Raw genomic sequence first — 24487 nt, 5'->3', positions numbered from 1 at the left:
GACGGCAACGCTCTCCGGCATTGCTTCCGGGCGGACGGACCCGGCATCCCGGACGCTGCTTGGTTACGTTCCGGGACGTCCCGCCGCCCGGCCCCGTTAGGGTGGTGCCATGACTGAGGACTTGCAGAAAAGGGCAGCATTGGTGACCGGAGCGAGCAGCGGAATCGGGGAAGCGGCTGTCCGTGCCCTGCGCGCGGACGGCTGGACGGTCTTCGCCGTCGCGCGCCGGGCCGACCGTCTCGCCACCTTGGCGGGCGAGACAGGCGCCGTGGCGATCCCGGCCGATATCGCGGAGGACGACGACGTGTCCCGGCTTCTTGCCCGGGTCACCGACTCGGGCGGCATCGACACGCTTATCAACATCGCCGGCGGGGCCCGCGGCGCCGACAGGGTCGGAGATGCCAGCACGGCGGACTGGGAATGGATGTTCCGGGTCAACGTCCTGGGGACGATGAAGCTGACCCGCGCCTTCCTGCCAATGCTCCGCGCCACCGGCCGGGGCACTGTGCTCAACCTGACGTCGACGGCGGGACTGGATGCCTATGAGGGCGGCGGCGGCTACAACGCGGCCAAGTTCGGCCAGCACGCCATGACGAATGCCCTCCGCCTGGAGGAAGCGGAGCACAACCTGCGGGTTATCGAGGTGGCGCCGGGACTGGTGCAGACCGAGGAGTTCGCGCTTAATCGGCTGGGCGATGCGCAGGCGGCCGGCAAGGTCTACCAAGGGGTGGAAAAGCCGCTGACGGCCGCGGATGTCGCAGACGTGGTCCGATACGCCGTCTCTGCACCGCACCACGTCAACCTGGACCAAATCGTTGTGCGGCCGGTGGCGCAGGCCGCGACACACAAATTGATCAGGAAGGGCTAGGAGCCCCTGATGTGCAGGGTGGCCACCACCGCCGCATGGTCGGTTCCGGGAACCCGCTGGACTGAATAGTTCGAGCCCCTGATCTCCGGGCTGGTCACAAGATGGTCCAACGTGATGCCGGGCAGCCGGTAGTCGCGCATTGGCCAGGTTGGCGCGAGCCTCGCTCCCAGCGTGGCGGCCACATCCACGAGGCTTCGGGTTCGGCCGTTTCCGGACAGCAGCGACCGGAATTCGTGGTGGTCGTAGGTGGCGTTGAAGTCTCCGGCCAGCAGCAGCGGCCCGGAGCCTGTGTCCACCCTGCCCACGGACGAGAGGTCGCTGCGCCATTGCATGACGGCGTCGCCTACGGGGGCCAAGGTGTGAACGGCCACCACCCGCAGGGCCGTCCTGCTGTCATCGGCCAGTTCGAGGCTGGCCACGGGCATGGTGAATTGGGTGCCGGGCAGCACTCCGGACTCTTTGAGCTTGTAGGTGGAATAGATGGCGGCGCCGCCTGCGCCCTCCCTGGCATGGGCAACCCGGTGGGGGAGCACCTGGTCCAGGCCGGACTCCGTCAGCCTCCGTGCGAGCGCGGGCGTGTACTCCTCCACAGCCAACAGGTCCACGCGCCGGTCGCGGACCATCCCCACGATGCTGGATGCGTCAGCACCGCCGAGTTACGCGTTAATGGTCATGGCCACCAGCGTGACCGGTGCTGCGGCCTCGGCCGCATGCTCTTGGATGTCCAGCGGAAAAAGCCACAAAACCTGGGCCCCCAGCAGGACGGCTGCCACAGCCTGTTGCCAGCGGCGCTGCCCCGCGAAAGCCAAGGCAAGTGCTGCGGAGCCCGGGACTGCGAGCCACGGCGTGAAGGCCACCAGTTGCACCCCAAGCACCGGCCAGTCGGCTGGTACTGCACGGAGGGCTGTTCCCACCGCCACAGGCAGGACCGCCGGGAGAAACAGCCACCTGCACACTGCGACCGCCCGCGCGCCCGGGGAAGCAGCCTTCGATGCTGTCATGGGGCGAGTCTAGGCACCCCACGCGCCGAGGTCAGCCCCACGGCGGAATTCCCCTGCAAGATGATTTGGTAAACCTCTTGACCGGCATGTCACGTTCTCTGTAACGTTTCAAAGAAAGCGCTTTCCCGTTGGGGAGGACGGCGCTTGCCCGGTGCGCGCCCCAAAGATGGGTACTTCTGCATGCGCCGGGAACGCACAACACCGGATTGCGCAGGCAATGACGCCAAAAGGAGACCTCCATGTCCAACACGATCGCACGCCGTACCATCCTCAGCCTCTTGGGTACCGCCGCCGGGGCTGCCGCGGTTACCGGGCTGGCACCCGCCCGGGCCGCAGCTGCGGGTGCTCCCGACGTCACACTCGTTGACAACGGCACCTCCGTGACGCTGGACAACGGCATCGTCCGCTTCACCGTGACCAAGTCCACCGCGAAAATCACCGACCTCCGGCTGGTGGGCAGCAGCCAGGGCAACGGTGCGACCAACCTCTTGTCCGGTTCCCACGGAAGCGGCTACACAACGTTCAACTACTCAGGCGCCTCCGGGGCTGCAGGCCTTTCCGGGGCGGCCTTCCGGGTGGTCAGCCAAAGCGCGGACCGCATTGAGATCTCGATGCTGGCCAACGACCCCGCCCGGCTTACGTTCTACCTGGATATCCGGATGGCCCTCGAGCGCGGCGCCTCCGGCCTCCACTCGTACTGGATCGCCAAGTACCCGGACAACATGCCGGACGGGTTGGCGCTCGGGCAGCTGAGGTACGCTTTTGCCGCCGATGACCCTGCGTTCCGGTGGTTCGTGGTGGACGATGCGCGTGGGGTCCAGCAGCGTCCCACCATTGAGGACACGCGGAACTGGGTCACGTTGCAGGACACCACCTACGCGCTGCCGGACGGATCGATCTACTCCAAGTACCAGAACTCCTCGAACCTCGAAGGCGACAACCACGTCTTCATGATCTCGAACGGGAAGGTGGGGTTGTCCCTGGTCCAGCCCAGCAAGGAAGCGTTCGGCGGCCCCACGCGCCAGGAGTTGACCTGCCACGACTATTACAACGGCATGATCCTCCTGTGGCATCCACTGACCGGGCACTACGGCGAGCCCGATGTCCAGCCGGCCAAGGGGTGGGAAAAGGTCTATGGTCCCTTCTACCTTCACGTTTCCGAAGCCGCCGGCGGCGACGAGCGAAGCAACGTCGCGACGCTGTGGACCGATGCCAAGCAGGCGGCCGAACGCGAACAGGCGGCATGGCCCTACAACTGGGTCACCGACCCGGCCTACGCCGCAGCGGAACGCTCCACCGTCAGCGGCAAGCTCTCGGTCGCATCACTCGGTGCGGTGGACAACGGGTGGGCAGTGCTCTACCAGCCGAAGGGAGACCGCGCCTACCAAGGGGTGACCCTAGCCGGAGACGACTGGCAATACCTGAACCTTGACTACATCTACTCGGCCAGGATCGACAAGGCAGGCAGGTTCAGCCTGGCGGGCGTGCGGCCCGGAACCTACACCCTGGCTGCTTTCACCGACGGGGTGATGGGGGAGTACCGCCGGGCCGGCATCACAGTTGCCGCGGGAACAAGCACCGACACCGGAACCCACGTCTGGGTCCCCTCCAGCCACGGGACAACCCTGTGGCAAATCGGCACCCCCAACAGGTCGGCTGAAGAATTCCACGTCCATGGCGGCAAAGACGGCTTCCGGAAGACACTGACCTGGCTGGAATACCCGTACGAGTTCCCCGCCGGGGTGGACTTCACGGTGGGCGTGGATGATCCGGCGAAGGACTGGAACTACTTCCAGCCCGTCGTCCAAACCCCCGGTACGCCGACGCAGCTCCAATGGCGGGGCACCGCGCCGGACCAGTCGCTGACCACCTGGCGGATCCGGTTCGACGCCCACCGCTACCAGCGTGGACACGGGTACCTCGACATTGCGCTGGCGGGGCAGGTCTTCGCCACCCTGGGGATCGCGCTGAACGGAACGCAGATCGCGTCCATCGACCCCCTGCCCGGCGTCCCGGGCGACAACTCGTCCTACCGGCTGGTGCCGCGGGCCATGTACCGCCAGCTTTCCACGATCACCTTCCCGGCCAACCTGATCCAGGACGGCGAGAACATCCTGACGCTCACACCCACGAGGCCGGCCAAGGCGCCCACCAGCGACAACTGGATGCAGCCGATGGCGGGAATCATGTACGACTCCCTCCGCCTCCAGGTTGACCAAGGCAGCTGACCGGAGGCCGCCACACCCGGCGGCCCCGGCCGGGGGTGCAGGCAACGTGCCTGGACCCCCGGCCTTCGGAATGGCACTGGACGCGGCGGAAATAGTAGACTGGCCTGTGGCTATGACCCGGCAATCACCGGTGAGCTTCCGGAAGAACACGCTGTCGCCCGTCAACGGCGGCCGCGCCAGTAGAACCGGACGGGTAAGCCCGTCACAGCAGTCAACGAGAGGCCGGTGCGGCGCCCGTTCCGCAAGGGACACGCAGTGCCGGTAAGTGAGGTGGTACCGCGGTGAGCGTGCAGTCCCAGGACCGCACGGACGCCGTCCTCGCATCCTGAACGGAACAGCCGGCCCGCGCCGGAGGTTCACCGCGCCCAACCCAGGATGTCGAACATGACCTTTTACCCCAAGGCCTCAGCCTCCAGCACCCCAGCCAGCGGCAATGCCGGCGTTTCCGCCTCCGTGAAGTTCCCGGAGATCGAAGAGCGCATCCTGAAGTACTGGGACCAGGACGGAACGTTCCAGGCCAGCATCGACCAGCGCAGCGCGGACGCCCCCGGCGGCGAGCCGGGCAGCAACGAATTCGTGTTCTACGACGGCCCGCCGTTCGCCAACGGCCTGCCGCACTACGGCCACCTTCTCACCGGTTACGCCAAGGACCTCGTTGGCCGTTACCAGACCCAGCGCGGGCGCCGCGTCGAGCGCCGCTTCGGCTGGGACACGCACGGATTGCCCGCCGAGCTCGAAGCCATGAAGCAGCTGGGCATGACGGACAAGACCCAGATCGAAGCCATGGGCATCGACAAGTTCAACGACGCCTGCCGGGCATCCGTCATGAAGTACGCCGACGAATGGCGCAGCTACGTCACCCGCCAGGCACGCTGGGTGGACTTCGACAACGACTACAAGACCCTGAACGTCGAGTACATGGAGTCGGTGCTCTGGGCCTTCAAGCAACTGCACGACAAGGGCCTGACCTACAACGGCTACCGCGTCCTGCCGTACTGCTGGAAGGACGAGACCCCGCTGTCCAACCACGAGCTGCGCATGGACGACGACGTCTACAAGAACCGCCAGGACCAGACCGTCACCGTCACGTTCCCCATCCTGGCCGGCGAATCCGCGCTGTCCAAGCAGCTCGACGGCGTCCAGGCCCTCGCCTGGACCACCACGCCCTGGACGCTGCCCACCAACGCCGCGCTCGCCGTCGGCCCCGCCATCACCTACGCGGTGATCCCCGCCGGACCCAACGGCGTCAAGGCTGCCTCGGCCGACGCCCCGGTGACGGGCAGCTTCCTGCTGGCGGCCGACCTGCTGGGCAACTACGCCAAGGACCTCGGATACGACAGCTTCGAGGACGCCGAAGCGGCGGTCGTTTCCACCCACACCGGTGCCGAACTGGAAGGCCTGGAGTACCGGCGGCTCTGGGACGACTTCGCCGACAACGAAAAGTACGGCATGGAGAACGCGTGGCGCTTCCTGGTGGCCGACTACGTGACCACCACGGACGGTACGGGCATCGTGCACCAGGCTCCGGCCTACGGCGAAGATGACCAGAAGGTCTGCGAGGAAGCCGGCATCCCGGTGGTGCTCTCCGTTGACGAAGGCGCAAAGTTCCTGCCCCTGTTCAAGCACGGCGAACTCCACGACATTGCCGGACTGCAGGTCTTCGAGGCCAACAAGCCCATCACCCAGGTGCTCCGCGCCCAAGGCCGGCTGGTCCGCCAGGCGAGCTACGAGCACAGCTACCCGCACTGCTGGCGCTGCCGCAACCCGCTGATCTACCGGGCCGTGTCCTCCTGGTACGTCGAGGTCACCAAGTTCAAGGACCGGATGTCCGAACTGAACCAGGAGATCAACTGGATCCCCGGCAACGTCAAGGACGGCCAGTTCGGCAAGTGGCTGGACAACGCCCGTGACTGGTCGATCAGCCGCAACCGCTACTGGGGCAGCCCCATCCCGGTGTGGCAGTCCACGGATCCCGAATACCCGCGCACCGACGTCTACGGTTCGCTCGCCGAACTCGAAGCGGACTTCGGCCGCCTGCCCCTGAACAAGGACGGCCAGGTGGACCTCCACCGCCCGTTCATCGACGAGCTCACCCGGCCCAACCCGGACGACCCCCGCACCCCGGAAGAGGGCCAGTCGGTGATGCGCCGGGTCGAGGACGTCCTGGACGTCTGGTTCGACTCCGGCTCCATGCCATACGGCCAGGTCCACTATCCGTTCGAGAACGAAGCCTGGTTCAACACCCACAACCCGGCAGACTTCATCGTGGAGTACATCGGACAGACCCGCGGCTGGTTCTACATGCTGCACATCCTCTCCACGGCGCTGTTTGACCGCCCGGCGTTCCGGAACGTCATCAGCCACGGCATCGTGCTGGGCTCCGACGGGCAGAAGATGTCCAAGAGCCTGCGCAACTACCCGGACGTCTCCGAGGTCCTGGACCGCGATGGCTCCGACGCCATGCGCTGGTTCCTGATGTCCAGCCCCATCCTCCGCGGCGGCAACCTGATCGTCACCGAGCAGGGCATCCGCGACGGCGTCCGCCAGGTCATCCTGCCGCTCTGGAACGTCTACAGTTTCTTCACGCTGTACACCAACGCAGCGGACGGGGGCCGGGGTTACGACGCCACGCTGCGCTACGAGGGTTACGCCGACACCCTCGACCAGTACCTGCTGGCCAACACCGGCGACCTGGTCCGGAACATGACGGCGCAGCTGGACTCTTACGACATCTCAGGTGCCTGCGACTCGCTGCGCAGCTACCTGGACATGCTCACCAACTGGTACGTCCGCCGCAGCCGGCAACGGTTCTTTGACGAGGACAAGGACGCCTTCGACGCCCTGTACACGGCCCTCGAGACCGTCACCCGCGCCGCCGCGCCCGTGCTGCCGCTGGTGTCCGAAGAGATCTGGCGGGGCCTGACCGGCGGCCGGTCAGTGCACCTGGCCGACTGGCCGGACGCGGGCCTCTTCCCCGCAAACCCCTCCCTCGTCGAAGCCATGGACCGCGTCCAGCAAATCTGCTCCACCGGTTCCTCGCTCCGCAAGGCAGCCAACCTGCGCGTCCGGCTGCCCCTGCAGGAGCTCACCGTGGTGGCACCGGGTGCCGGTGCGCTGGACGGTTTTGCCGCCGTCGTCGCCGATGAACTCAACCTGCGCGCAGTCCGCCTGCTCGACGCCGAGAACGCGTCCCCGGAGGAATTCGGCATCCAGCAGAAGCTGGTAGTCAACGCCCGCGCCGCCGGCCCGCGGCTGGGCAAGAACGTCCAGGCCGCGATCAAGGGCGCCAAGTCCGGCGATTGGTCAGTGGACGACGACGGTGCGGTCACCGCGGGCGGGCTTCGGCTGGAGCCCCAGGAGTACACCCTGGAGACAGTCGTGGCGGATTCCGATGGCGGTGACGGCGGCTCCAAGGCCGTGGCCGTGCTGCCCGGTGGCGGCTTCGTGGTGCTGAACACCGAGGTGACCCCTGAACTCGAGGCCGAAGGCCTGGCCCGCGACATGGTCCGCGCCATCCAGCAGGCCCGCAAGGATGCCGGACTCAACGTCAGCGACCGGATCCGCACCACGGTAACCGCGGCGCAGAACGTCGTGGCCGCCCTGCTGGCGAACGCCGAACTGGTCAAGGGCGAAACCCTGACCGTAGACCTGGCTGCCGAACCGGCAGACGTGGACGAACCCGCCGTCGTGGTGGAAAAAGTGGAGGCCTAGGACATGACCGACGAATTTTCGGTGGAAAGCGTCTACGCGGAACTGCTGGGCCGGGCGCCGGAAAACAAGATGGAGCCGCGCCTGGCTCCGCTGTTCCGAGCCATGGACGTCCTCGGCGAACCCAACAAGGCGTTCCCGATCATCCACGTCACGGGAACCAACGGCAAGACCTCCACGTCGCGGATGATCGAGTCGGTACTCCGCGCCCATGGCCTCAGTACGGGACGGTACACCAGCCCGCACCTGTCCAAGGTCACCGAGCGGATCAGCATCGACGGACACCCCGTGCCTGATGAGACTTTTGTGCGGATCTGGGACGAAATCCGGCCCTACCTGCAGATTGTGGATTCGGAACTGGAAGCCGAGGGCCAGCCGCGGCTGACGTACTTCGAATGCCTCACCATCCTCGGCTTCGCCATCTTCGCTGACCAGCCGGTCAACGTGGCCGTGATCGAGGTGGGCCTGGGCGGCATCACCGATGCCACCAACGTCGGGGACGGCCAGGTGTCGGTGGTTACCCCGATCTCCCTGGACCACACCGACCTGCTCGGCGACACGACGGAGGACATCGCCCACGAAAAGGCAGGCATCATCAAGCCCGGCGGCTACCTCATCAGCGCCGCCCAGCCCATCGACGCGGCCCAGGTCCTGCTGGAGAAGGCCAAGGAAGTAGGCGTACCCTTCCGCTTCGAAGGAGTGGAGTTCGGCGTCGAGTCACGCACCGTGGCCGTGGGCGGCCAAATGGTCACCATCCAAGGCATCGCCGGGCGCTACCCGGACCTGCTGGTGCCCCTGCATGGATCCCACCAGGCCCAAAACGCCGCCGTGGCGGTCGCCGCACTGGAGGCGTTCTTTGGCGGCGAAAAGGAACTCGACTTCGAGGTCCTGCAGGAAGGATTCGCTGCAGTGACCTCGCCCGGCCGCCTGGAAGTGGTGCGCACGGCGCCCACTATCGTCGTGGACGCCGCGCACAACCCGGACGGCATCCGGGCCTCCGCCGCCGCCCTGCAGGAAGCATTCACGTTCACCAAGCTGGTTCCGGTAGTGGGCGTACTCAAGGAGAAGGACGCCGAAGAGATCCTGCGCGAACTCAAGGAATCCCTGGGCGGCCTGGCCGACGAGTACTGCTTCACCCAGTCCAACTCCCCGCGCGCAGTTCCGGCAGCCGACCTCGCCGAGCTCGCCATTGACCTTGGCTTCGGCGAAGACAAAGTACACATCGCCGAGAAGCTGGACGACGCACTGGAATGGGCCGTTGAGCGGGCCGAAGCAAACGACGACCTCTCCGGCGCCGTGCTGGTCACGGGCTCCATCACCCTGGTGGCTGAGGCACGGATCCTGCTCGGGAAGACTGAGGCGTAACCCATGGCCAGACTGACAAAGGCACAGCGCGAGTGGCGCCCCGGGATGCCGAAGAAGCGCCGCTCCACCAAAGTCATGTTTGCCTCCACGGTGCTGCTCCTGGAAGCGTTCGTCATGTTCTTCGCCACCCTCGCGGTGTTCGGCCTGCGACGGGAGGAGTTCCCGCCCGCGCTCATTTTGGGCGTGGGCCTTGCCCTGAGCGCCGTCATGGTGGCGGCCTGCGCGGTCCTCAATAAGCCCTGGGGGGTGGCGCTGGGGTGGATCCTGCAGGTCATCCTGATCCTGACCGGGATCTTTGAGCCGGCCATGTTCCTGGTGGGCGCCCTGTTCGCCATCGCCTGGTGGTACGGGATCCGCACGGGCATCCGGCTTGACCGGGAAGCTGCGCAGCGCGCCCGCGAGCAAGCTGAATGGGAAGCCTCCCACCCGGACCAGGCCGCCGGCCCGGCCCAGCCATAGTCCCCGTAGACTTGACCTGAAACCCCACCCGAACCATTGGAGCAGTTGTGACCACAGAGCGCACCCTCGTCCTGATCAAGCCCGACGGCGTCGCCCGTAACCTGGCCGGCGCCATCCTGGCCCGGATCGAAGCCAAAGGCTACAGCCTTGTTGAGCTGAAGAAGGTTGACGCCACCCGCGAACTGCTGGAGCAGCACTACGAAGAGCACGTGGGCAAGCCCTTTTACGAGCCGCTGGTGGAGTTCATGCTCAGCGGCCCGGTCGTCGCGGCCATCTTCGAAGGCCACCGCGTCATCGAGGGCTTCCGTTCACTGGCCGGGACCACCGATCCCACGACGGCGGCACCGGGCACCATCCGCGGCGACTTCGGCCGCGACTGGGGCCTGAAGGTCCAGCAGAACCTGGTCCACGGCTCGGACTCCACCGAATCCGCCGAGCGCGAGATCAAGATCTGGTTCCAGGGCTGACAGGCCCCGGAACAGCAAGAAGCCCTTGGTTCTTCGGAACCAAGGGCTTCCGTCATCTGCGGCCTAGAAACCGGAGGTACCCGCGAACACCTGGATGAACGCAAAAAAGATGGTGGCGATGACGGCAACATACAGCAGCACCGTGATGATCCAGCCGGAATCACCGAGGATGCGGGTTGCCCGGGCGGGCAGGGGGATGACTCCCGCGCTGATGTTCCTGATGGTGGTCCAGACGAACAACGGGATCATGGCCGACCACACGATCATGCAGAACGGGCAAAGGATGTGGATGGAGTAAAGGGCCTGGGACCACAGCCACACCACGAATGCGAAGCCCAGCGTGACGCCCGCCTGCAGGCCAACCCAGTACCAGCGGGCGAAGGTGGCGCCCGCGAGCAGGGCCATGCCCACGGTAATGATGATGGCGAAGGCCACGATTCCGATGAACATATTGGGGAACCCGAACAGTGAACTCTGCCAGGTCTGCATGACCTGGCCGCATGAGATCCAGGGATTCACGTCGCACACGGTGGTGTGGTTGGGGTCCTTGAGTACCTCGAGCTTCTCCAGGACGAGGGTGCCGGAGGCAAGCCATCCCACGATTCCGGTGATGACCAGAAGCCAGCCGAACGGCCGGTTCCGGGTCATCCGGGGGAGGTTTTCGGCAGCAGCGGTGCGCGGCTCGACGGCTCGATCGCTTTCGTGGGCGCTGACGGGGGAGATGCTGGGCATGGGTGTGGCGTCCTTTTCATCCGGTGCTCCTGTGCCTGATTGTAACGCCGGTGGCTGGGCCCGCCACCCAGAAAGGCAAGGGCGGCGCGGGCCTCCGCGGCGATCCGGTCCGGGTATGAGAGAATGAACGTGGCTGGAAGCCGATCCACATTCGGACTCCGGTCCGGTGGTTTGTTCCCAAGACCGCCAATGATGAGCAGGGCAGGCTTCGGAATTCTCCGGCACTCCCGCGACTCCATTGAGCGGCACCTGGTTGTGGCACGCAGAACAACGGGTTTTCAGAACATCCACCGGCTCCTGTGGGCTGCCGCACCCCAATGCCGGTGCGAACCCGGGAGCATCCATTTGACTTCTGTCAACGCCTGCGGGTTTTGACAATATGTGCCCCAATGGGTGCCGGATGTGGCGGTACGTCAGGGGCAGGAGTGTAGCCACATATGGATAATGATCGAGAACTGGCCGTTAATGACGAAGCAGTGGCAACAGAGGCCGCTGCTGCACCGAAGAGGGCTCCGCGGACCCGTCGCAAGGCGGCGCCCAAGGCTGCCGAAGCCGTAGCGGACGAGGCCAGCGCACCAGACCCTGCGGCCGACACGCCGGTGGAAGAACCCGCCGCGGAGAAAAAGGCACCCGCCCGCCGCACCCGCGCCCGGAAGAAAGCCGACGCCGCCGAACCCCTTCCCGCGTTCGCCGATGACACTGCGCCGACCACCGGAGCAGCCGTTGCCGCAGTTGAAGTATCCGCACCGGCGCCGGCCGATGAGGGCCCGGCTGCCGGCCCGGATACGGCGGCGGACGCCGAAACGAAGCCTGTACGCCGCCGTCGGGTAGCCACCCGCAAGGTCGCTTCCCCGGCTCCGGCCCCGGAAAGTGTAGCGGCGGCAGCTGCTGCCGCCGCTCCGGTGCAGGACGCCGTGGAAGAAACCGCAACGGAGGAAACCCCCGAGGCGTCTGTTGCTGCCCCGGAAGCCGCCGCCCCCGCCGTCGAGGAGGTCCCGCAGGCGCCGGTGCAGGCACAGGAGCCCGCCGCCGCTCCTGCAGCTCCCGAGGCCGGAAGCGACGCCGCGTCCACGGCGGCAGCAAGCCCCTTTGGTTCGCTGTTCCTGGAACCGGGTTCCCCCACGTCAGTCCTCTTCCAGGCGCCGGACCTGAGCACCGTGGTCCGCCCCGCAACGCCCGCGGCGGAAGAGACCGGCGAGGAAGAAACCGACGAGGCAGACGATTCCGCCAGCCGCCGCCGGCGCCGCAGCCGTGGCCGCCGCGGACGCAGCCGCATCGGCGACCGGACAGATGAAGACGTCGAAGGCGGCACCGGTGACGCCGATGCCGACGACGAAGCCGACGAGGACGCCAACGGGCCGGTGGAAGACGGTGTGACCTCCCGCCGTCGCCGTCGCCGCCGCCGCGGTGACCAGGACCTGGAGCTGACCGGTGGGGAAGGCGACGATCCGCCCAACACGGTGACGAGGGTCCGTGCGCCGCGCGCCGTCAGCGAAGCGCCGGTCAACAACCGGGTCACCAGCGTCAAGGGCTCCACCCGCCTTGAAGCCAAGAAGCAGCGCCGGCGCGAATCCCGCGACACTGGCCGCCGCCGCACCGTGATCACCGAAGCCGAGTTCCTGGCCCGCCGCGAATCCGTGGACCGCCAGATGATCGTCCGGCAGCGCGACGACAGAATCCAGATCGGCGTCCTCGAAGACGGCGTCCTGGCCGAACACTTCGTGTCCAAGACCCAGCAGGACTCGCTGATCGGCAACGTCTACCTGGGCAAGGTCCAGAACGTGCTGCCGTCCATGGAAGCTGCGTTCGTTGACATCGGGCGCGGCCGCAACGCCGTGCTGTACGCCGGCGAGGTCAACTGGGAAGCCGTCAACCTCGAAGGCAAGCAGCGCCGGATCGAAAACGCTCTGAAGTCCGGCGACACCGTCCTGGTCCAGGTGACCAAGGACCCCGTGGGCCACAAGGGTGCCCGCCTCACCAGCCAGATCTCCTTGCCCGGGCGCTACCTGGTGTACGTGCCCGGCGGCTCCATGACGGGCATCTCGCGCAAGCTGCCCGACGTCGAACGCAACCGCCTCAAGCGCATCCTCAAGGACCGCCTCCCCGAACACGCCGGCGTCATTGTCCGCACCGCGGCAGAGGGCGCATCCGAGGAAGAGCTCACCCACGACATCAACCGCCTCCGCGCGCAGTGGGAAGGCATCGAGAGCCAGTCCACCTCCACCAAGGTCCTCGCCCCCGAACTGCTGTACGGCGAACCTGACCTGACCATCAAGGTGGTCCGCGACGTCTTCAATGAGGACTTCTCCAAGCTGATCGTCTCCGGCGAGGAAGCGTGGGACACCATCGAGGCCTACGTCACCTACGTCGCCCCGGACCTGGTGGGACGCCTCGAGAAATGGACCAAGGACCAGGACATCTTCTCCGCCTGGCGGATCGATGAGCAGATCCACAAGGCGCTCGAGCGCAAGGTGTTCCTGCCCTCCGGCGGCTCGCTGGTGATCGACCGGACCGAAGCCATGACCGTGGTGGACGTCAACACCGGCAAGTTCACCGGCAGCGGCGGCAACCTTGAGGAAACAGTCACCAAGAACAACCTCGAAGCTGCCGAGGAAGTGGTACGCCAGCTGAGGCTGCGCGATATCGGCGGCATCATCGTGATCGACTTCATCGACATGGTGCTCGAATCCAACCGTGACCTGGTCTTGCGCCGCCTCGTCGAGTGCCTGGGCCGCGACCGGACCAAGCACCAGGTTGCCGAGGTCACCTCCCTGGGCCTGGTCCAGATGACCCGCAAGCGCATGGGCACGGGCCTGCTGGAAGTCTTCGGCGAGCAGTGCGAGGCGTGTGCCGGACGCGGCGTCGTGACCCACGACGATCCCGTGGAGCACCGCCGCGCCAACATCGTGGCCGCCGAACACCACGTCCAGCGCGCCGACAACCGTCCCGAAGTCCGCGGGGAGGCCCACCGCCCCGACGGGCAGCGGACCGATGCCGGGCAGCCCGGTGCACGCCCCGAGCGGAAGCGCCGCCGTGGACGCGGCGGCCAGCAGGCCGAGGCAGTACCGGCGCCCGCAGTGCACGTGCACACTGTGCAGCCGGATCCCAGTGACGCCGAGCGGCACGCCAAGGCTGAAGCCACCCGGCTTGCCCTGGCCAACATCGCTGCGGCGGCCCACGCGGCGCACCTCCACGACGACGAGCTGGCAGCTGCCCGGCACGCGCCGGCAGAGGAGGCTCCGGACCCGCAAGCACCGGTCCAGCCTGCACCGGCAGCTGACGGGGAAAAGCACGACGCCGATACACACGGGCGTCCCGCGGCGGTCCTGACGTTCGGCGGCGAGAAAGTCCCGCTTCCGTTCGTGGAGCACGCGGAGGAGCAGCAGCCCAAGCCCGCCCTGACGCTGGACCGGCTCGCGGAAGCATTCGCGCACCTCGGCCAGCCGGTTTCCGCCGTCGAGGACGCTCCGGAAAATCCTGCAGCGGCTGAGCCGGCAACGGAACAGGCCGCACAGGAGCCCCGGCCGCAGGGCGGCGAAGCCCCTGCACGGGCCGCGGAAGCACCGGCTGAAAAGGACTACTCCGACCACACGCTGGAGCAGACAAGGCAGCGCAGGCCGCGCCGCCACCGGGCCGCCAGCCGAGCCCAGGGCGCCGCGAACGAAACCGCCGTCCAGCACCATGAGAACGTCCAAACCGCCACTACCGGGCACTCGCACGCAGCCAAGGCCCCCGAGCCCGCGAACCAGCAGCCTGCTGATAGCGGCAAGCGTTCCGAGGAACCCATCATCCTCGGGGTGGGCGTCCCGGCTTCGGAGCTCTAAATTCCGGCAAGCCACGGCGTCGACAGGTGAAGTCCCCGTCTCGTGGACCATTCCCCCCGAAAGTACAGGGGGAACAGTCCACGGGGCGGGGACTTCCGGCATCCCGCCGCTGTCACCTTCACTATGCCAACGCGCCAACGGCTAGGCTGGGAAACCGACACGGGGTGCCGCGCAGAAGGCCGGCTGAGATCCACACCCGTTGAACCTGTCCGGCTAGTACCGGCGAAGGGATGTCTGTGTTGTCTTCGACCCTCTCCATGCCCCTGCCAAGTGCCTCCACTGACGCCACCGGCACCCCTGCCGGCCGCGACGTCCCACGGGTCCTCTCCATCGCGGGCTCGGATCCATCCGGTGGAGCAGGAATCCAGGCGGACCTGAAAAGCATTGCAGCGCACGGCGGATATGGCATGGCCGCCATTACGGCACTCACCGCGCAGAATACCCGCGGCGTTGTGGCCGTCCACGTCCCGCCTGCTGCGTTCCTGGCCCAGCAGCTCGATGCCGTCAGCGACGACATCACCATCGACGCCGTCAAAATCGGCATGCTCGGCGACGAAGCGGTGATCCGCACAGTCCAGCAGTGGCTCGAGAAGGTGCGTCCCGCCGTCGTGGTCCTGGACCCCGTGATGGTGGCCACCAGCGGCGACCGGCTGCTGAAGGAATCCGCCGAAGCCGCCCTCCGCGACCTGCTGCCCGTTGCCCACCTCATCACCCCCAACCTGCCCGAACTGGCCATGCTCGTGGGCGAAGAGCCCGCGGGGGATTGGGAAGCCGCGCTGGACCAGGGCAGGCGCCTGGCGGATGCCACCGGCGCCACCGTCCTGGTCAAGGGCGGACACCTGTCAGGCGAAGGCTGCCCGGACGCGCTGGTCAACACCGCCGGTGTGCTGGCCCGGGACGTCGTGGAAGTGCCCGGCGCCCGTGTCAACACCCGCAACAGCCACGGCACGGGTTGTTCGCTGTCCTCTGCCATGGCAACGGTCCAGGCCCGGCTGGGCGACTGGGAAGCGTCGCTGCGGACGGTCAAGCCATGGCTGGCCGGAGCGCTTGAGGAGTCCGGCCGGCTGGAGGTCGGCCAAGGAAACGGGCCCGTGCACCACTTCCACCACGTGCGGCCCCACCTGCCGGAAGGCGGCTTCGCTGCCGGGCTCTGGGCCGAAGCCCGGCAGGACCTGGCGGATATCTACGCCCTGGACTTCATCCACGGCCTGGTTTCCGGCGAACTGGCAGAGAAGGACTTTGCCTACTATCTGGCCCAGGACGCCCAGTACCTGAACGGGTACTCCCGGGTCCTGGCCCGGGCCAGTGCCCTGGCCCCGTCCGAGGCGGAGCAGCTGTTCTGGGCAGGCTCGGCCCGGCAGTGCCTGGAGGTCGAATCGGAACTGCACCGCTCATGGCTCAGCACCCGGCCTGGGCAGACGGGCCTGGGGCCTGTCACCAAGTCCTACGTTGACCACCTCACAGCAGTCTCGGCATCGGGGAGCTATGCGGTCCTTGCCGCCGCCGTCCTGCCCTGTTTCTGGCTCTACGCTGAGGTCGGCAGGACACTGCACGCCCAGTTCCTCGCGGCGGGCGAACCGGAAGGGCACGCCTACGCTGCGTGGCTCCGCACCTATGCCGACGAGGGCTTCGCCGAGGCCACCCGGCAGGCCATCGCCATTGTGGACGCGGCCGGACGGAAAGCCTCCGACCATGAACAGGCCGCCATGGTGACGGCGTTCAAGCAGTCCTGCCGGCTTGAAGTGGAATTCTTCGGCGCGCCGCGCATTCACTCCTGACGTCCAACGGCGGCGCCCCGGCTACAATGGATACGCACGGTTGCGGCGCTGCATGCCAGGCTGTGGTTACTATCACAGCCGGCCCTCCGGAACCAGCCTCATTTGCGGCTGGAGACGGATTTAGCGTATTCTGGATCTTCGGTGCTTACGCCAACACTTGGGTTATGACCCCACGGCGTTGAGGCACAGCGAGAAACCAGGCTTTTATTGAGTCGGTTCCGCACGCAAATTTTGTTATAAACGTCGAGAGAAGTGAGTTCCCAAGTGGTGTACGCGATTGTCCGCGCAGGCGGCCGCCAAGAGAAGGTTTCCGTTGGAGACTTCGTTACCCTGAACCGCGTCGCCGGTGGAGCCGGCAGCACCATTGAGCTGCCCGCACTGCTCCTGGTTGACGGTGACAAGGTCACCTCCGCAGCGAAGGACCTGGCCAAGGTAACTGTTACGGCTGAAATCCTCCAGGACCTGCGTGGTCCTAAGATTGTCATCCAGAAGTTCAAGAACAAGACCGGCTACAAGAAGCGCCAGGGTCACCGCCAGGAACTGACCAAGGTCAAGATCACCGGCATCAAGTAACCACCGGTTACTGTTCAGGCATTTCAACAGATTCCCCAGAATTTAGAGGCAGGCATTTCAGATGGCACATAAAAAGGGCGCGAGCTCCACTCGCAACGGTCGCGATTCCAACGCACAGTACCTCGGCGTCAAGCGCTTCGGCGGCCAGGTTGTTTCCGCAGGCGAGATCATCGTCCGCCAGCGTGGCACCCACTTCCACCCGGGCGCCGGCGTCGGCCGTGGCGGTGACGACACCCTGTTCGCACTGACCCCGGGCGCCGTTGAATTCGGCACCCGCCGCGGACGTCGCGTGGTCAACATCGTTGCTGCTGCAGCCGCAGAGTAACAACAAGTCTTGAAGCGGTGGAGCGGGCCTGAGGGCCCGCTCCACTGTTCTTTTAACCGCATTACAATCGTTGTGGCGTCCCCGGGCGCCGCGTAAACAGCATTCTGAGGAGATCCACGTGGCCAGCTTTGTAGACCGGGTAGTACTGCACGTATCCGGCGGAACCGGCGGCCATGGATGCGTTTCCGTCCACCGGGAGAAGTTCAAGCCCCTTGGCGGGCCCGACGGCGGCAACGGCGGCAACGGCGGCGACGTGATCCTTCGGGTGGACCACCAGACCACCACCCTCCTCGACTACCACCACGCGCCGCACCGGCACGCCAGCAACGGCGGGCCCGGTATGGGCGACTGGCGCGGCGGCAAGAACGGCGAAACCCTGGTGCTTCCCGTTCCGGACGGTACCGTGGTCAAGTCCAAAGACGGCACCGTCCTGGCCGACCTCGTGGGTGAAGGCACCGAATACGTGGCCGCCGCCGGCGGTATTGGCGGACTCGGCAACGCCGCCCTGTCCTCCCAGAAACGCCGCGCTCCCGGGTTTGCCCTGCTGGGAATCGAAGGCGACTCCCGCGATGTGGTCCTGGAACTGAAGTCCATTGCAGACATCGCCCTGGTGGGTTTCCCGTCCGCGGGCAAGTCCAGCCTGATCGCCGCGATGTCCGCCGCCCGGCCCAAGATCGCCGATTATCCCTTCACCACCCTGATCCCGAACCTGGGTGTGGTCCAGGCGGGCGATGTCCGCTTCACGATTGCCGATGTCCCCGGCCTGATTGAAGGCGCCAGCGAAGGCAAAGGCCTCGGGCACAACTTCCTGCGCCACGTTGAGCGCTGCGCCGCCCTGGTGCATGTGCTCGACTGCGGCACGCTCGAATCCGACCGCGATCCGCTCTCGGACCTCGCCATCATCGAAGGCGAACTCGAAAAGTACGCGGTGGATATGAGCTACGCAGGCTCCGACGGCCAGGTGGTCCCCCTTAACCACCGCCCCCGCCTCGTCGCACTGAACAAGGTGGACCTGCCGGACGGCAAGGACATGGCGGAATTCGTGCGCCCGGAACTGGAATCGCGCGGGTACCGCGTCTTTGAGGTTTCCGCCACCAGCCACGAGGGCCTGCGCCAGCTCGGCTTCGCCATGGCCGAAATCGTCCAGGCCGCCCGCGACGCCGTCGCGGCCGAACCTCCCAAGGTCCAGCCCGTCGTGCTCCGGCCGCGCGCCGTCAATGAAACCGGGTTCAAGATCCGCCGCGAGGAAAAGAACCTGGAGCCGCTGTTCCGTGTCCTCGGCGAGAAGCCCGAGCGCTGGGTCAAGCAGACCGACTTCACCAACGAGGAAGCCATCGGCTACCTTGCCGACCGGCTGGCCAAGCTGGGCGTGGAAACCGAGCTGTTCAAGCAGGGCGCCAAGCCGGGGGATACCGTGGTCATTGGCGAGGACGACGGCGTCGTCTTCGACTGGGAGCCCACCATGATGGCTGGCGCGGAACTCCTGGCTTCACCCCGTGGCACAGACGTCCGGTTCGCCGATATCGGCGACCGCCCCACCCGCAGCCAGAAGCGTGAGGAGCAGCAGGAACGCCGCGACGCCAAGGCTGCCGCCCGCGCCGAACTCGAGGCCGAGCGCAAGGCCGGTATTTGGACCGAGTCCGTCAGCGGACGCCGTGCTGCCCGCCCCGTCCAGGACAGTGGAATGGAAGCGGACGATGACCTCTAGGGTCGTGGACACGGCGCCCGTTGCGGGCTCCGTGGACAGAAGCCTGCTGGCGGATGCCCGCCGCATCGTGGTCAAGGTGGGGTCTTCCTCACTGACCAGCATCAAGGGCGGCATTTCCGAGGAGTCCCTCACCGCCCTGGCCGACGCCCTCGCCGCCAAGCGCAACGCGGGTGCCGAAATCATCCTGGTTTCCTCCGGCGCCATCGCCGCGGGGTTGGCCCCGCTGGGGCTGGAAAAACGTCCCCGGGACCTGGCCACCCAGCAGGCGGCGGCCAGCGTGGGCCAGGGCCTCCTGATGGCCCGGTACACCCAGGCGTTTGGTGCCCATGGCGTTACTGTCAGCCAGGTCCTGCTCACGGCCGAGGACCTGATGCGGCGCAGCCAGCACACCAACGCCCTCCGCGCCATGGACCGGCTGCTCAACCTCGGGGTGGTCCCCGTCGTGAATGAAAACGACACCGTGGCCACCCACGAGATCCGCTTCGGCGACAACGACCGGCTCGCCGCCCTGGTGGCACACCTGGTGCGCGCCGACGCGCTCGTGCTGCTGTCCGACGTCGACGCCCTCTACGACGGTCCGCCCGCCCACGGTGCCAAGCGCATCCCGCTGGTTACCGGAGCGCAGGACCTTGAGGGCGTTTCCATTGGGAAAACAGGCAAGGCCGGAGTGGGCACCGGCGGAATGATGACCAAGGTGGAAGCGGCCAGCATGGCGGCAGGCTCCGGAATCCACGCGCTGGTGACATCCACGCCCAACGCTGCCGCCGCCCTGAACGGCGAGGACGTCGGCACCTGGTTTTCCGTGAACGGCTCGCGCAAGCCCGTCCGCCTCCTCTGGCTGGCCCATGTCGCGTCCGTGCAGGGCCGCCTGGTCCTTGACGACGGCGCGGTGCGGGCAGTGCGCCACCACCACACGTCCTTGCTGCCGGCCGGCATCTCGGCCGTGCACGGCGACTTTGAAGCGGGCGACGCCGTTGAACTTGCCGGTGCCGACGGCACCGTAGTTGCCCGGGGACTGGTGAACTACTCATCCCAGGAGCTGCCGCACATGCTCGGGCGCTCCACCAGGGAGTTGGGCGAGGAACTCGGCAGCGGCTATGACCGCGAAGTTGTTCATGTAGATGACCTGGTGCTGGTCTAAGCAGCCGGCTCGCCTAAACTTGGACTATGACTGAAGCCCTGATCCACTCTGCCGTTGATACCGGAACCACTGCTGACCTCGCGCAGCCGGGCCCGGCGGCAGGGGGGCCGGCCGCCGCGGCAGACGTCGAAGCGGCAGTCCACGCCATCGCGGACCGCTCCCGTCACGCCGCCCGCAGCATGGCCACCGCCAACCGGGCATGGAAGGACCGCGGCCTCCGCGCCGTGGGAGCGGCCCTGCAGGAGAACGTGCGGGCAATCCTGGCGGCCAATGCCATGGACGTCCGGCGCGGCCGGGACAACGGCACCTCCAAAGCGCTCCTGGACCGGCTCACCCTCACCGAAAGCCGTGTTGACGGCCTGGTGGCGGCCCTTGAGAACCTGGCCAACCTCCCGGACCCCGTGGGCAACGTGGTCCGCGGCCAGACCCTTCCCAACGGTCTGCGCCTCCGCCAGGTCAACGTGCCCATGGGCGTCGTGGCAGCCATCTACGAGGCACGCCCCAACGTCACCGTGGACATCGCCGGGCTGGCGCTCAAGAGCGGCAACGCCGTCATCCTGCGCGGCGGCAGTGCAGCCGAAGCCACCAACCAGGTCCTGGTACGGGTCCTGCGCGAAGCCCTCGAATCCGTGGGCCTGCCGGCCGACGCCGTCCAGACCGTGGACCAGTTCGGCCGCGCCGGCGCCAACGTTCTGATGAAGGCCCGCGGCAAGGTGGATGTACTGATTCCCCGCGGCGGCCGCGACCTTATCCAGACAGTGGTGACCAATTCCGCAGTGCCGGTCATCGAGACGGGAGAGGGAAACGTCCACATCTTCCTGGACGAATCTGCGGACGAGACCATGGCGGTGGAAATCCTGCTCAACGCCAAGACACAGCGGCCCAGCGTCTGCAACACCGTCGAAACCCTGCTGGTCCACTCCGGCGCGACCGTGCTGCCCGCCGTCGCAACGGCCCTTCGAAACGCGGGGGTCCGATTGCATGTGGACCAGCGGATCGGTGCAGCCTTGCCCGCCGGGATCGACGCGGAGCCGGCCACGGACGAAGACTGGGCCACGGAATACATGGACCTGGACCTTGCGGTGGCCATGGTGGACAGCCTCGACGACGCCGTCCAGCACATCCGCACGTGGTCCACGGGCCATACCGAAGCGATTCTCACCAACAGCCTCGCAAACGCTGAACGGTTCATTGCGGAGGTGGACTCCGCAGCGGTCATCGTCAACGCCTCCACACGCTTTACCGACGGCGGCGAACTGGGTCTGGGCGCCGAGGTGGGGATCTCCACCCAGAAGCTGCACGCCCGCGGCCCGATGGGACTGACCGAGCTGACCACCACGAAGTGGATTGTCCAGGGCGAAGGCCAGGTCCGCGGTTAGCAACGCGGTAACATAGACCAGAACCTTAGAAAGCAGCGGAAGGTTCCGCTGCCTGAAAATCCTTGAACATAGGGGAGAAAATGCTGCTCCAGCAGATCGTCACGTCCATCGCCGCGGCAGGCGACGCAGCCCATGAGGAGCCGGCGCCGCTGCTGGCGGAGCCGTGGGTCTTCGGCGTGTCAATGTTCGCCATCCTGGTGGTCCTCATGTTCATTGCATGGTCCTACAACAACCTGGGCAACCGGCACACGGCCACCGAGGAGCACGCGGATCCGCACCGCCAGCACCCCAACAAGCACGATCGCGGGCAGGGCCACTAACATTTCGCACAACCTGCACCGCAATGGTGCCCGAGGAAGGCTGCGGCTTGGTGTCATGGGCGGGACATTCGATCCCATCCACCATGGGCACCTGGTGGCGGCCAGCGAGGTCGCGGCCGAATTCGACCTCGATGAGGTGGTCTTCGTGCCCACCGGGCAGCCATGGCAAAAGTCCCATAAACAGGTCAGCGAGCCTGAGCACCGTTACCTGATGACCGTGATCGCTACGGCCTCCAATCCGCGCTTCACCGTCAGCAGGGTTGACGTGGACCGGCCGGGTCCCACCTACACCATTGACACCCTGCGCGACCTCCGGGCCCAGCGGCCGGATGCCGACTTGTTCTTCATCACGGGTGCTGACGCCTTGGCGCAGATCCTGTCCTGGAAGGACATTGACGAGCTCTGGTCGCTGGCGCACTTCGTGGGAGTCACCCGCCCGGGACACGTCCTGGACGGGATGGGCCGCGAGGACGTCAGCCTCCTGGAAGTGCCAGCCATGGCCATTTCGTCCACGGATTGCCGTGCCCGCGTGGCAGCGAACCATCCGGTCTGGTATTTGGTCCCGGACGGGGTGGTGCAGTACATCGCCAAGTACGATCTCTATGCCGATCCGCCGGCAGGCGCGGATGAACCACTTTCCGAAGCACGCGAACCAGCCAGTACTGAATGAGTTCTCAATGAGTCAGGAACAGCCTCCCATCCGCAGCCGCCGGGAACTACGGAAGGCCAGGGACGCCCAACAGGGCACCCCGGCCACCACGGAGCAACGCCCGCCTGCCGCGAATCGGCCGGCCGAGGATGCGCCCGAACCTGCCGCGCGCCCACAAGCTGTTCCAGGCCAGTCAGCCCCGCAGCGCTCATCCCAGATCCGTGCCCGCGACCGTGCCGCCCTGCGCACCATCAAGGAGCTCGAAGAGAAGGAAGGGCAGTTGTCCGCCGGCGGTCCGCCCACCCGGCGCCAGTTGCGGTTGCAGCAGCTCAAAGAGCAGGCCCTGACGGCCGCGAATCCGGTGGTTCAACCAGCGACCGGCCCAACCTCCCCTCCGGGCGGCGGAACGCCTGCGCCCGAAACCCGGCCCGGCGGTGGAAAGAACGCTGCGGCAAAGGAGACCGTCAACCCCGCGGCCAAGACGGGAGCCGGCAATCCCGCGCCGGACGGCATGACCGTGGAGCAGGCCCTGGAAGCGCGTGCGCTCATCGCAGCGCAGGCGCGGAACCAGATCGCCAAAATGGAGCACATCGCCTCCCAGGACCCCGAAGCGGTGGATCCGGGGATCCTCGCCGAACAGATCGCGCTGGCCGAGAGGGCGGCGGTCATGAACCGGCGGGCGATGGCCCGGCAGAAACTCGCCGAACAGGCCGGGGGCCAGGCCCAGGCCGCGGGTCCCGCAACCCCACCAATGGCCGGCGGCACCCAGGACACATCCGGCCCGTCCACCGCCAGCAACCTTGCCATGGTCACGCCGCTTGAGTTCGTCCAGGTCCCGGGCGTTGAGCGCCCCGTGATGAAACCGCCGGCAACCTCGCATGTTCCGGTCACCACCCGGCCCGGTACGAAGGTCCAGGGTGCGGGCAAGCGCCGGCCCGCGGCCCGTACCAAAGCAGCGGCTGCCGAGTCCGGCACCGGCCGGTCCCAGGTGATTGCCAGGGCCGAAGCGGCCGCGAAGGCGGCCAGCCGGCCCAAACCGGCTGCGCGGCCGGAGGGCCAGTCCGAAGACCTCTTCGAGGACCTGCCCCGGGTACCCGCACGGTCCGCCTACGGCCTCGATCCGCTGGATGCCGCGACGGCGGGGCTCACCAGGGCACGGCGCAACCGGGTCCTCCAGTTCTGCATCCTCGCGTTCGGGATCCTGGCACTCGTTGCCGGCATCATCCTGATCGTCACCGGCATGTCCCGCTGATTCCGCAGCGGCAAAACACTTAACCCAAACAAGGAGTCCCGTGACTGCAACACAAACGTCCATCGCTATGGCCCGTACGGCCGCCAAGGCTGCCGCTGACAAGATAGCCCACGACATCGTGGCCCTTGACGTGAGCGAACGGCTGGCCCTGGCCGACGTCTTCCTCATCGCCTCTGCACCCAGCGAACGCCAGGTCAACGCGATCGTGGATGGCATCGAGGAAGAACTTGCCAAGCAGGACCTCCGCCCGGTGCGCCGTGAAGGCCGCTCCGGTGGCCGGTGGGTGCTCCTGGATTACTCGGACATCGTCATCCACGTCCAGCACGAGGAAGACCGCGTGTTCTACGCCCTCGAGCGGCTCTGGAAGGACTGCCCGGTGGTGGACCTGCAGCTCGGCGACGACGTCACCGCCCAGGCCGGCGCGGCGGCCGGCGGCGAGTAGGCGAGACGCCAGATCCGTGAATATTCCCGATTTGGAATTTTCGGAATTGCTGTTCTAAGATATTTGAGTTGCTTCGGGGGAGACCCCGAACAAAGCTTCTCGGAGCGGCAACATTCCGGGGCTGTGGCGCAGCTGGTAGCGCACCTGCATGGCATGCAGGGGGTCAGGGGTTCGAGTCCCCTCAGCTCCACCGGTACATCCGCCGGAACCATCACGGTTCCGGCGGATTTTTTGTTTTGGGTTGTTCACGGCCGCCAGTGGTGCAGCT

19 protein-coding genes, 1 tRNA gene, 1 pseudogene and 1 riboswitch are annotated in these 24487 nt (G+C 66.7%); of the genes and pseudogenes, 18 read left to right on the top strand and 3 right to left on the bottom strand.

What is annotated here, in order from left to right:
- The first annotated feature begins 109 nt into the window (after window positions 1-109).
- Window positions 110-868, top strand: coding sequence for an SDR family oxidoreductase (locus QRM95_RS02425; RefSeq protein WP_285246282.1), 759 nt, complete (start codon window positions 110-112; stop codon window positions 866-868).
- Here the strand turns inward: QRM95_RS02425 and QRM95_RS02420 are convergent.
- Window positions 865-1503: pseudogene (locus QRM95_RS02420) on the bottom strand (endonuclease/exonuclease/phosphatase family protein); the annotation flags it as partial. The gene QRM95_RS02425 and the pseudogene QRM95_RS02420 sit on opposite strands and share 4 nt — an antisense overlap.
- Before the next feature lie 21 nt (window positions 1504-1524).
- On the bottom strand, window positions 1525-1869 hold the full coding sequence (locus QRM95_RS02415; protein WP_285246280.1) for a hypothetical protein: 345 nt from the start codon (window positions 1867-1869) through the stop codon (window positions 1525-1527).
- Between the two features lie 239 nt (window positions 1870-2108).
- Here QRM95_RS02415 and QRM95_RS02410 point away from each other — a divergent pair, with 239 nt between their 5' ends.
- From QRM95_RS02410 to ndk, 5 genes are all read left to right on the top strand, one after another.
- Window positions 2109-4097 carry a polysaccharide lyase family protein gene (locus QRM95_RS02410; protein WP_285246279.1) on the top strand — a complete coding sequence of 663 codons (1989 nt, stop codon included), beginning with the start codon at window positions 2109-2111 and terminating at the stop codon, window positions 4095-4097.
- Between the two features lie 384 nt (window positions 4098-4481).
- A complete protein-coding gene (ileS, locus tag QRM95_RS02405; protein ID WP_285246278.1) occupies window positions 4482-7808 on the top strand; it encodes an isoleucine--tRNA ligase in 3327 nt (1108 codons plus the stop codon).
- 3 nt (window positions 7809-7811) lie between these two features.
- A complete protein-coding gene (locus QRM95_RS02400; RefSeq protein WP_285246277.1) occupies window positions 7812-9170 on the top strand; it encodes a bifunctional folylpolyglutamate synthase/dihydrofolate synthase in 1359 nt (452 codons plus the stop codon).
- 3 nt (window positions 9171-9173) lie between these two features.
- Window positions 9174-9629: a DUF4233 domain-containing protein gene (locus QRM95_RS02395; protein ID WP_285246276.1), complete on the top strand. Its 456-nt coding sequence runs from the start codon at window positions 9174-9176 to the stop codon at window positions 9627-9629.
- 47 nt (window positions 9630-9676) lie between these two features.
- On the top strand, window positions 9677-10096 hold the full coding sequence (ndk, locus tag QRM95_RS02390; RefSeq protein WP_285246275.1) for a nucleoside-diphosphate kinase: 420 nt from the start codon (window positions 9677-9679) through the stop codon (window positions 10094-10096).
- Window positions 10097-10159: 63 nt separating this feature from the next.
- Here the strand turns inward: ndk and QRM95_RS02385 are convergent, their stop codons facing one another.
- The gene (locus QRM95_RS02385; protein WP_285246274.1) at window positions 10160-10828 is read right to left on the bottom strand and encodes a vitamin K epoxide reductase family protein; all 669 of its coding nucleotides are present in this window, start codon (window positions 10826-10828) and stop codon (window positions 10160-10162) included.
- A 437-nt stretch (window positions 10829-11265) separates the two neighbouring features.
- Here QRM95_RS02385 and QRM95_RS02380 point away from each other — a divergent pair, with 437 nt between their 5' ends.
- The 12 genes from QRM95_RS02380 to QRM95_RS02325 all read left to right on the top strand — a co-directional run bounded on the left by QRM95_RS02380 (window position 11266) and on the right by QRM95_RS02325 (window position 24409).
- Entirely contained in the window at window positions 11266-14652 is a 3387-nt protein-coding gene (locus tag QRM95_RS02380; protein ID WP_285246273.1) for an Rne/Rng family ribonuclease, read from the top strand.
- A gap of 150 nt (window positions 14653-14802) precedes the next feature.
- Window positions 14803-14900, top strand: a riboswitch (TPP riboswitch).
- A 9-nt stretch (window positions 14901-14909) separates the two neighbouring features.
- Entirely contained in the window at window positions 14910-16430 is a 1521-nt protein-coding gene (gene thiD / locus QRM95_RS02375; protein ID WP_285246340.1) for a bifunctional hydroxymethylpyrimidine kinase/phosphomethylpyrimidine kinase, read from the top strand.
- Window positions 16431-16694: 264 nt separating this feature from the next.
- Window positions 16695-17003 (top strand): 50S ribosomal protein L21, encoded by a 309-nt coding sequence (gene rplU, locus QRM95_RS02370; RefSeq protein WP_018761567.1) that lies wholly within the window; start codon window positions 16695-16697, stop codon window positions 17001-17003.
- A 61-nt stretch (window positions 17004-17064) separates the two neighbouring features.
- Complete coding sequence (gene rpmA, locus QRM95_RS02365; RefSeq protein ID WP_009372867.1) at window positions 17065-17328, top strand: 50S ribosomal protein L27; 264 nt, start codon at window positions 17065-17067, stop codon at window positions 17326-17328.
- A gap of 118 nt (window positions 17329-17446) precedes the next feature.
- On the top strand, window positions 17447-19036 hold the full coding sequence (obgE, locus tag QRM95_RS02360) for a GTPase ObgE (protein WP_285246272.1): 1590 nt from the start codon (window positions 17447-17449) through the stop codon (window positions 19034-19036).
- Complete coding sequence (gene proB, locus QRM95_RS02355) at window positions 19026-20177, top strand: glutamate 5-kinase (protein ID WP_285246271.1); 1152 nt, start codon at window positions 19026-19028, stop codon at window positions 20175-20177. The genes obgE and proB overlap by 11 nt, the downstream gene beginning before the upstream one ends.
- Window positions 20178-20203: 26 nt before the next feature.
- Entirely contained in the window at window positions 20204-21556 is a 1353-nt protein-coding gene (locus tag QRM95_RS02350) for a glutamate-5-semialdehyde dehydrogenase (RefSeq protein ID WP_285246270.1), read from the top strand.
- A gap of 80 nt (window positions 21557-21636) precedes the next feature.
- Window positions 21637-21876 carry a hypothetical protein gene (locus QRM95_RS02345; protein WP_285246269.1) on the top strand — a complete coding sequence of 80 codons (240 nt, stop codon included), beginning with the start codon at window positions 21637-21639 and terminating at the stop codon, window positions 21874-21876.
- A 55-nt stretch (window positions 21877-21931) separates the two neighbouring features.
- A complete protein-coding gene (gene nadD / locus QRM95_RS02340; protein WP_285246268.1) occupies window positions 21932-22546 on the top strand; it encodes a nicotinate-nucleotide adenylyltransferase in 615 nt (204 codons plus the stop codon).
- 7 nt (window positions 22547-22553) lie between these two features.
- A complete protein-coding gene (locus QRM95_RS02335; RefSeq protein WP_285246267.1) occupies window positions 22554-23777 on the top strand; it encodes a hypothetical protein in 1224 nt (407 codons plus the stop codon).
- A 40-nt stretch (window positions 23778-23817) separates the two neighbouring features.
- Window positions 23818-24219: a ribosome silencing factor gene (gene rsfS / locus QRM95_RS02330; protein WP_285246266.1), complete on the top strand. Its 402-nt coding sequence runs from the start codon at window positions 23818-23820 to the stop codon at window positions 24217-24219.
- Window positions 24220-24336: 117 nt separating this feature from the next.
- Window positions 24337-24409 (top strand) — tRNA-Ala (locus tag QRM95_RS02325).
- Window positions 24410-24487 lie beyond the last annotated feature (78 nt).

The sequence above is a fragment of the Pseudarthrobacter sp. efr-133-R2A-89 genome (genome assembly GCF_030209315.1).
Lineage (GTDB): Bacteria > Actinomycetota > Actinomycetes > Actinomycetales > Micrococcaceae > Arthrobacter.
The sequence above is the reverse complement of the archived record's forward strand: the minus strand, read 5'-3'. Positions and strand labels throughout refer to the sequence as shown.

Excerpts from the sequence above, each read along its gene's own strand:
- QRM95_RS02350 (WP_285246270.1), top strand. The coding sequence starts at position 20,204 with ATGACTGAAGCCCTGATCCACTCTGCCGTTGATACCGGAACCACTGCT.
- ileS (WP_285246278.1), top strand. The coding sequence starts at position 4,482 with ATGACCTTTTACCCCAAGGCCTCAGCCTCCAGCACCCCAGCCAGCGGC.
- QRM95_RS02425 (WP_285246282.1), top strand. The coding sequence starts at position 110 with ATGACTGAGGACTTGCAGAAAAGGGCAGCATTGGTGACCGGAGCGAGC.
- rpmA (WP_009372867.1), top strand. The coding sequence starts at position 17,065 with ATGGCACATAAAAAGGGCGCGAGCTCCACTCGCAACGGTCGCGATTCC.
- thiD (WP_285246340.1), top strand. The coding sequence starts at position 14,910 with ATGCCCCTGCCAAGTGCCTCCACTGACGCCACCGGCACCCCTGCCGGC.
- proB (WP_285246271.1), top strand. The coding sequence starts at position 19,026 with ATGACCTCTAGGGTCGTGGACACGGCGCCCGTTGCGGGCTCCGTGGAC.
- QRM95_RS02380 (WP_285246273.1), top strand. The coding sequence starts at position 11,266 with ATGGATAATGATCGAGAACTGGCCGTTAATGACGAAGCAGTGGCAACA.
- QRM95_RS02395 (WP_285246276.1), top strand. The coding sequence starts at position 9,174 with ATGGCCAGACTGACAAAGGCACAGCGCGAGTGGCGCCCCGGGATGCCG.
- nadD (WP_285246268.1), top strand. The coding sequence starts at position 21,932 with ATGGGCGGGACATTCGATCCCATCCACCATGGGCACCTGGTGGCGGCC.
- QRM95_RS02400 (WP_285246277.1), top strand. The coding sequence starts at position 7,812 with ATGACCGACGAATTTTCGGTGGAAAGCGTCTACGCGGAACTGCTGGGC.
- QRM95_RS02415 (WP_285246280.1), bottom strand. The coding sequence starts at position 1,869 with ATGACAGCATCGAAGGCTGCTTCCCCGGGCGCGCGGGCGGTCGCAGTG.
- QRM95_RS02410 (WP_285246279.1), top strand. The coding sequence starts at position 2,109 with ATGTCCAACACGATCGCACGCCGTACCATCCTCAGCCTCTTGGGTACC.
- QRM95_RS02335 (WP_285246267.1), top strand. The coding sequence starts at position 22,554 with ATGAGTCAGGAACAGCCTCCCATCCGCAGCCGCCGGGAACTACGGAAG.
- QRM95_RS02385 (WP_285246274.1), bottom strand. The coding sequence starts at position 10,828 with ATGCCCAGCATCTCCCCCGTCAGCGCCCACGAAAGCGATCGAGCCGTC.
- QRM95_RS02345 (WP_285246269.1), top strand. The coding sequence starts at position 21,637 with ATGCTGCTCCAGCAGATCGTCACGTCCATCGCCGCGGCAGGCGACGCA.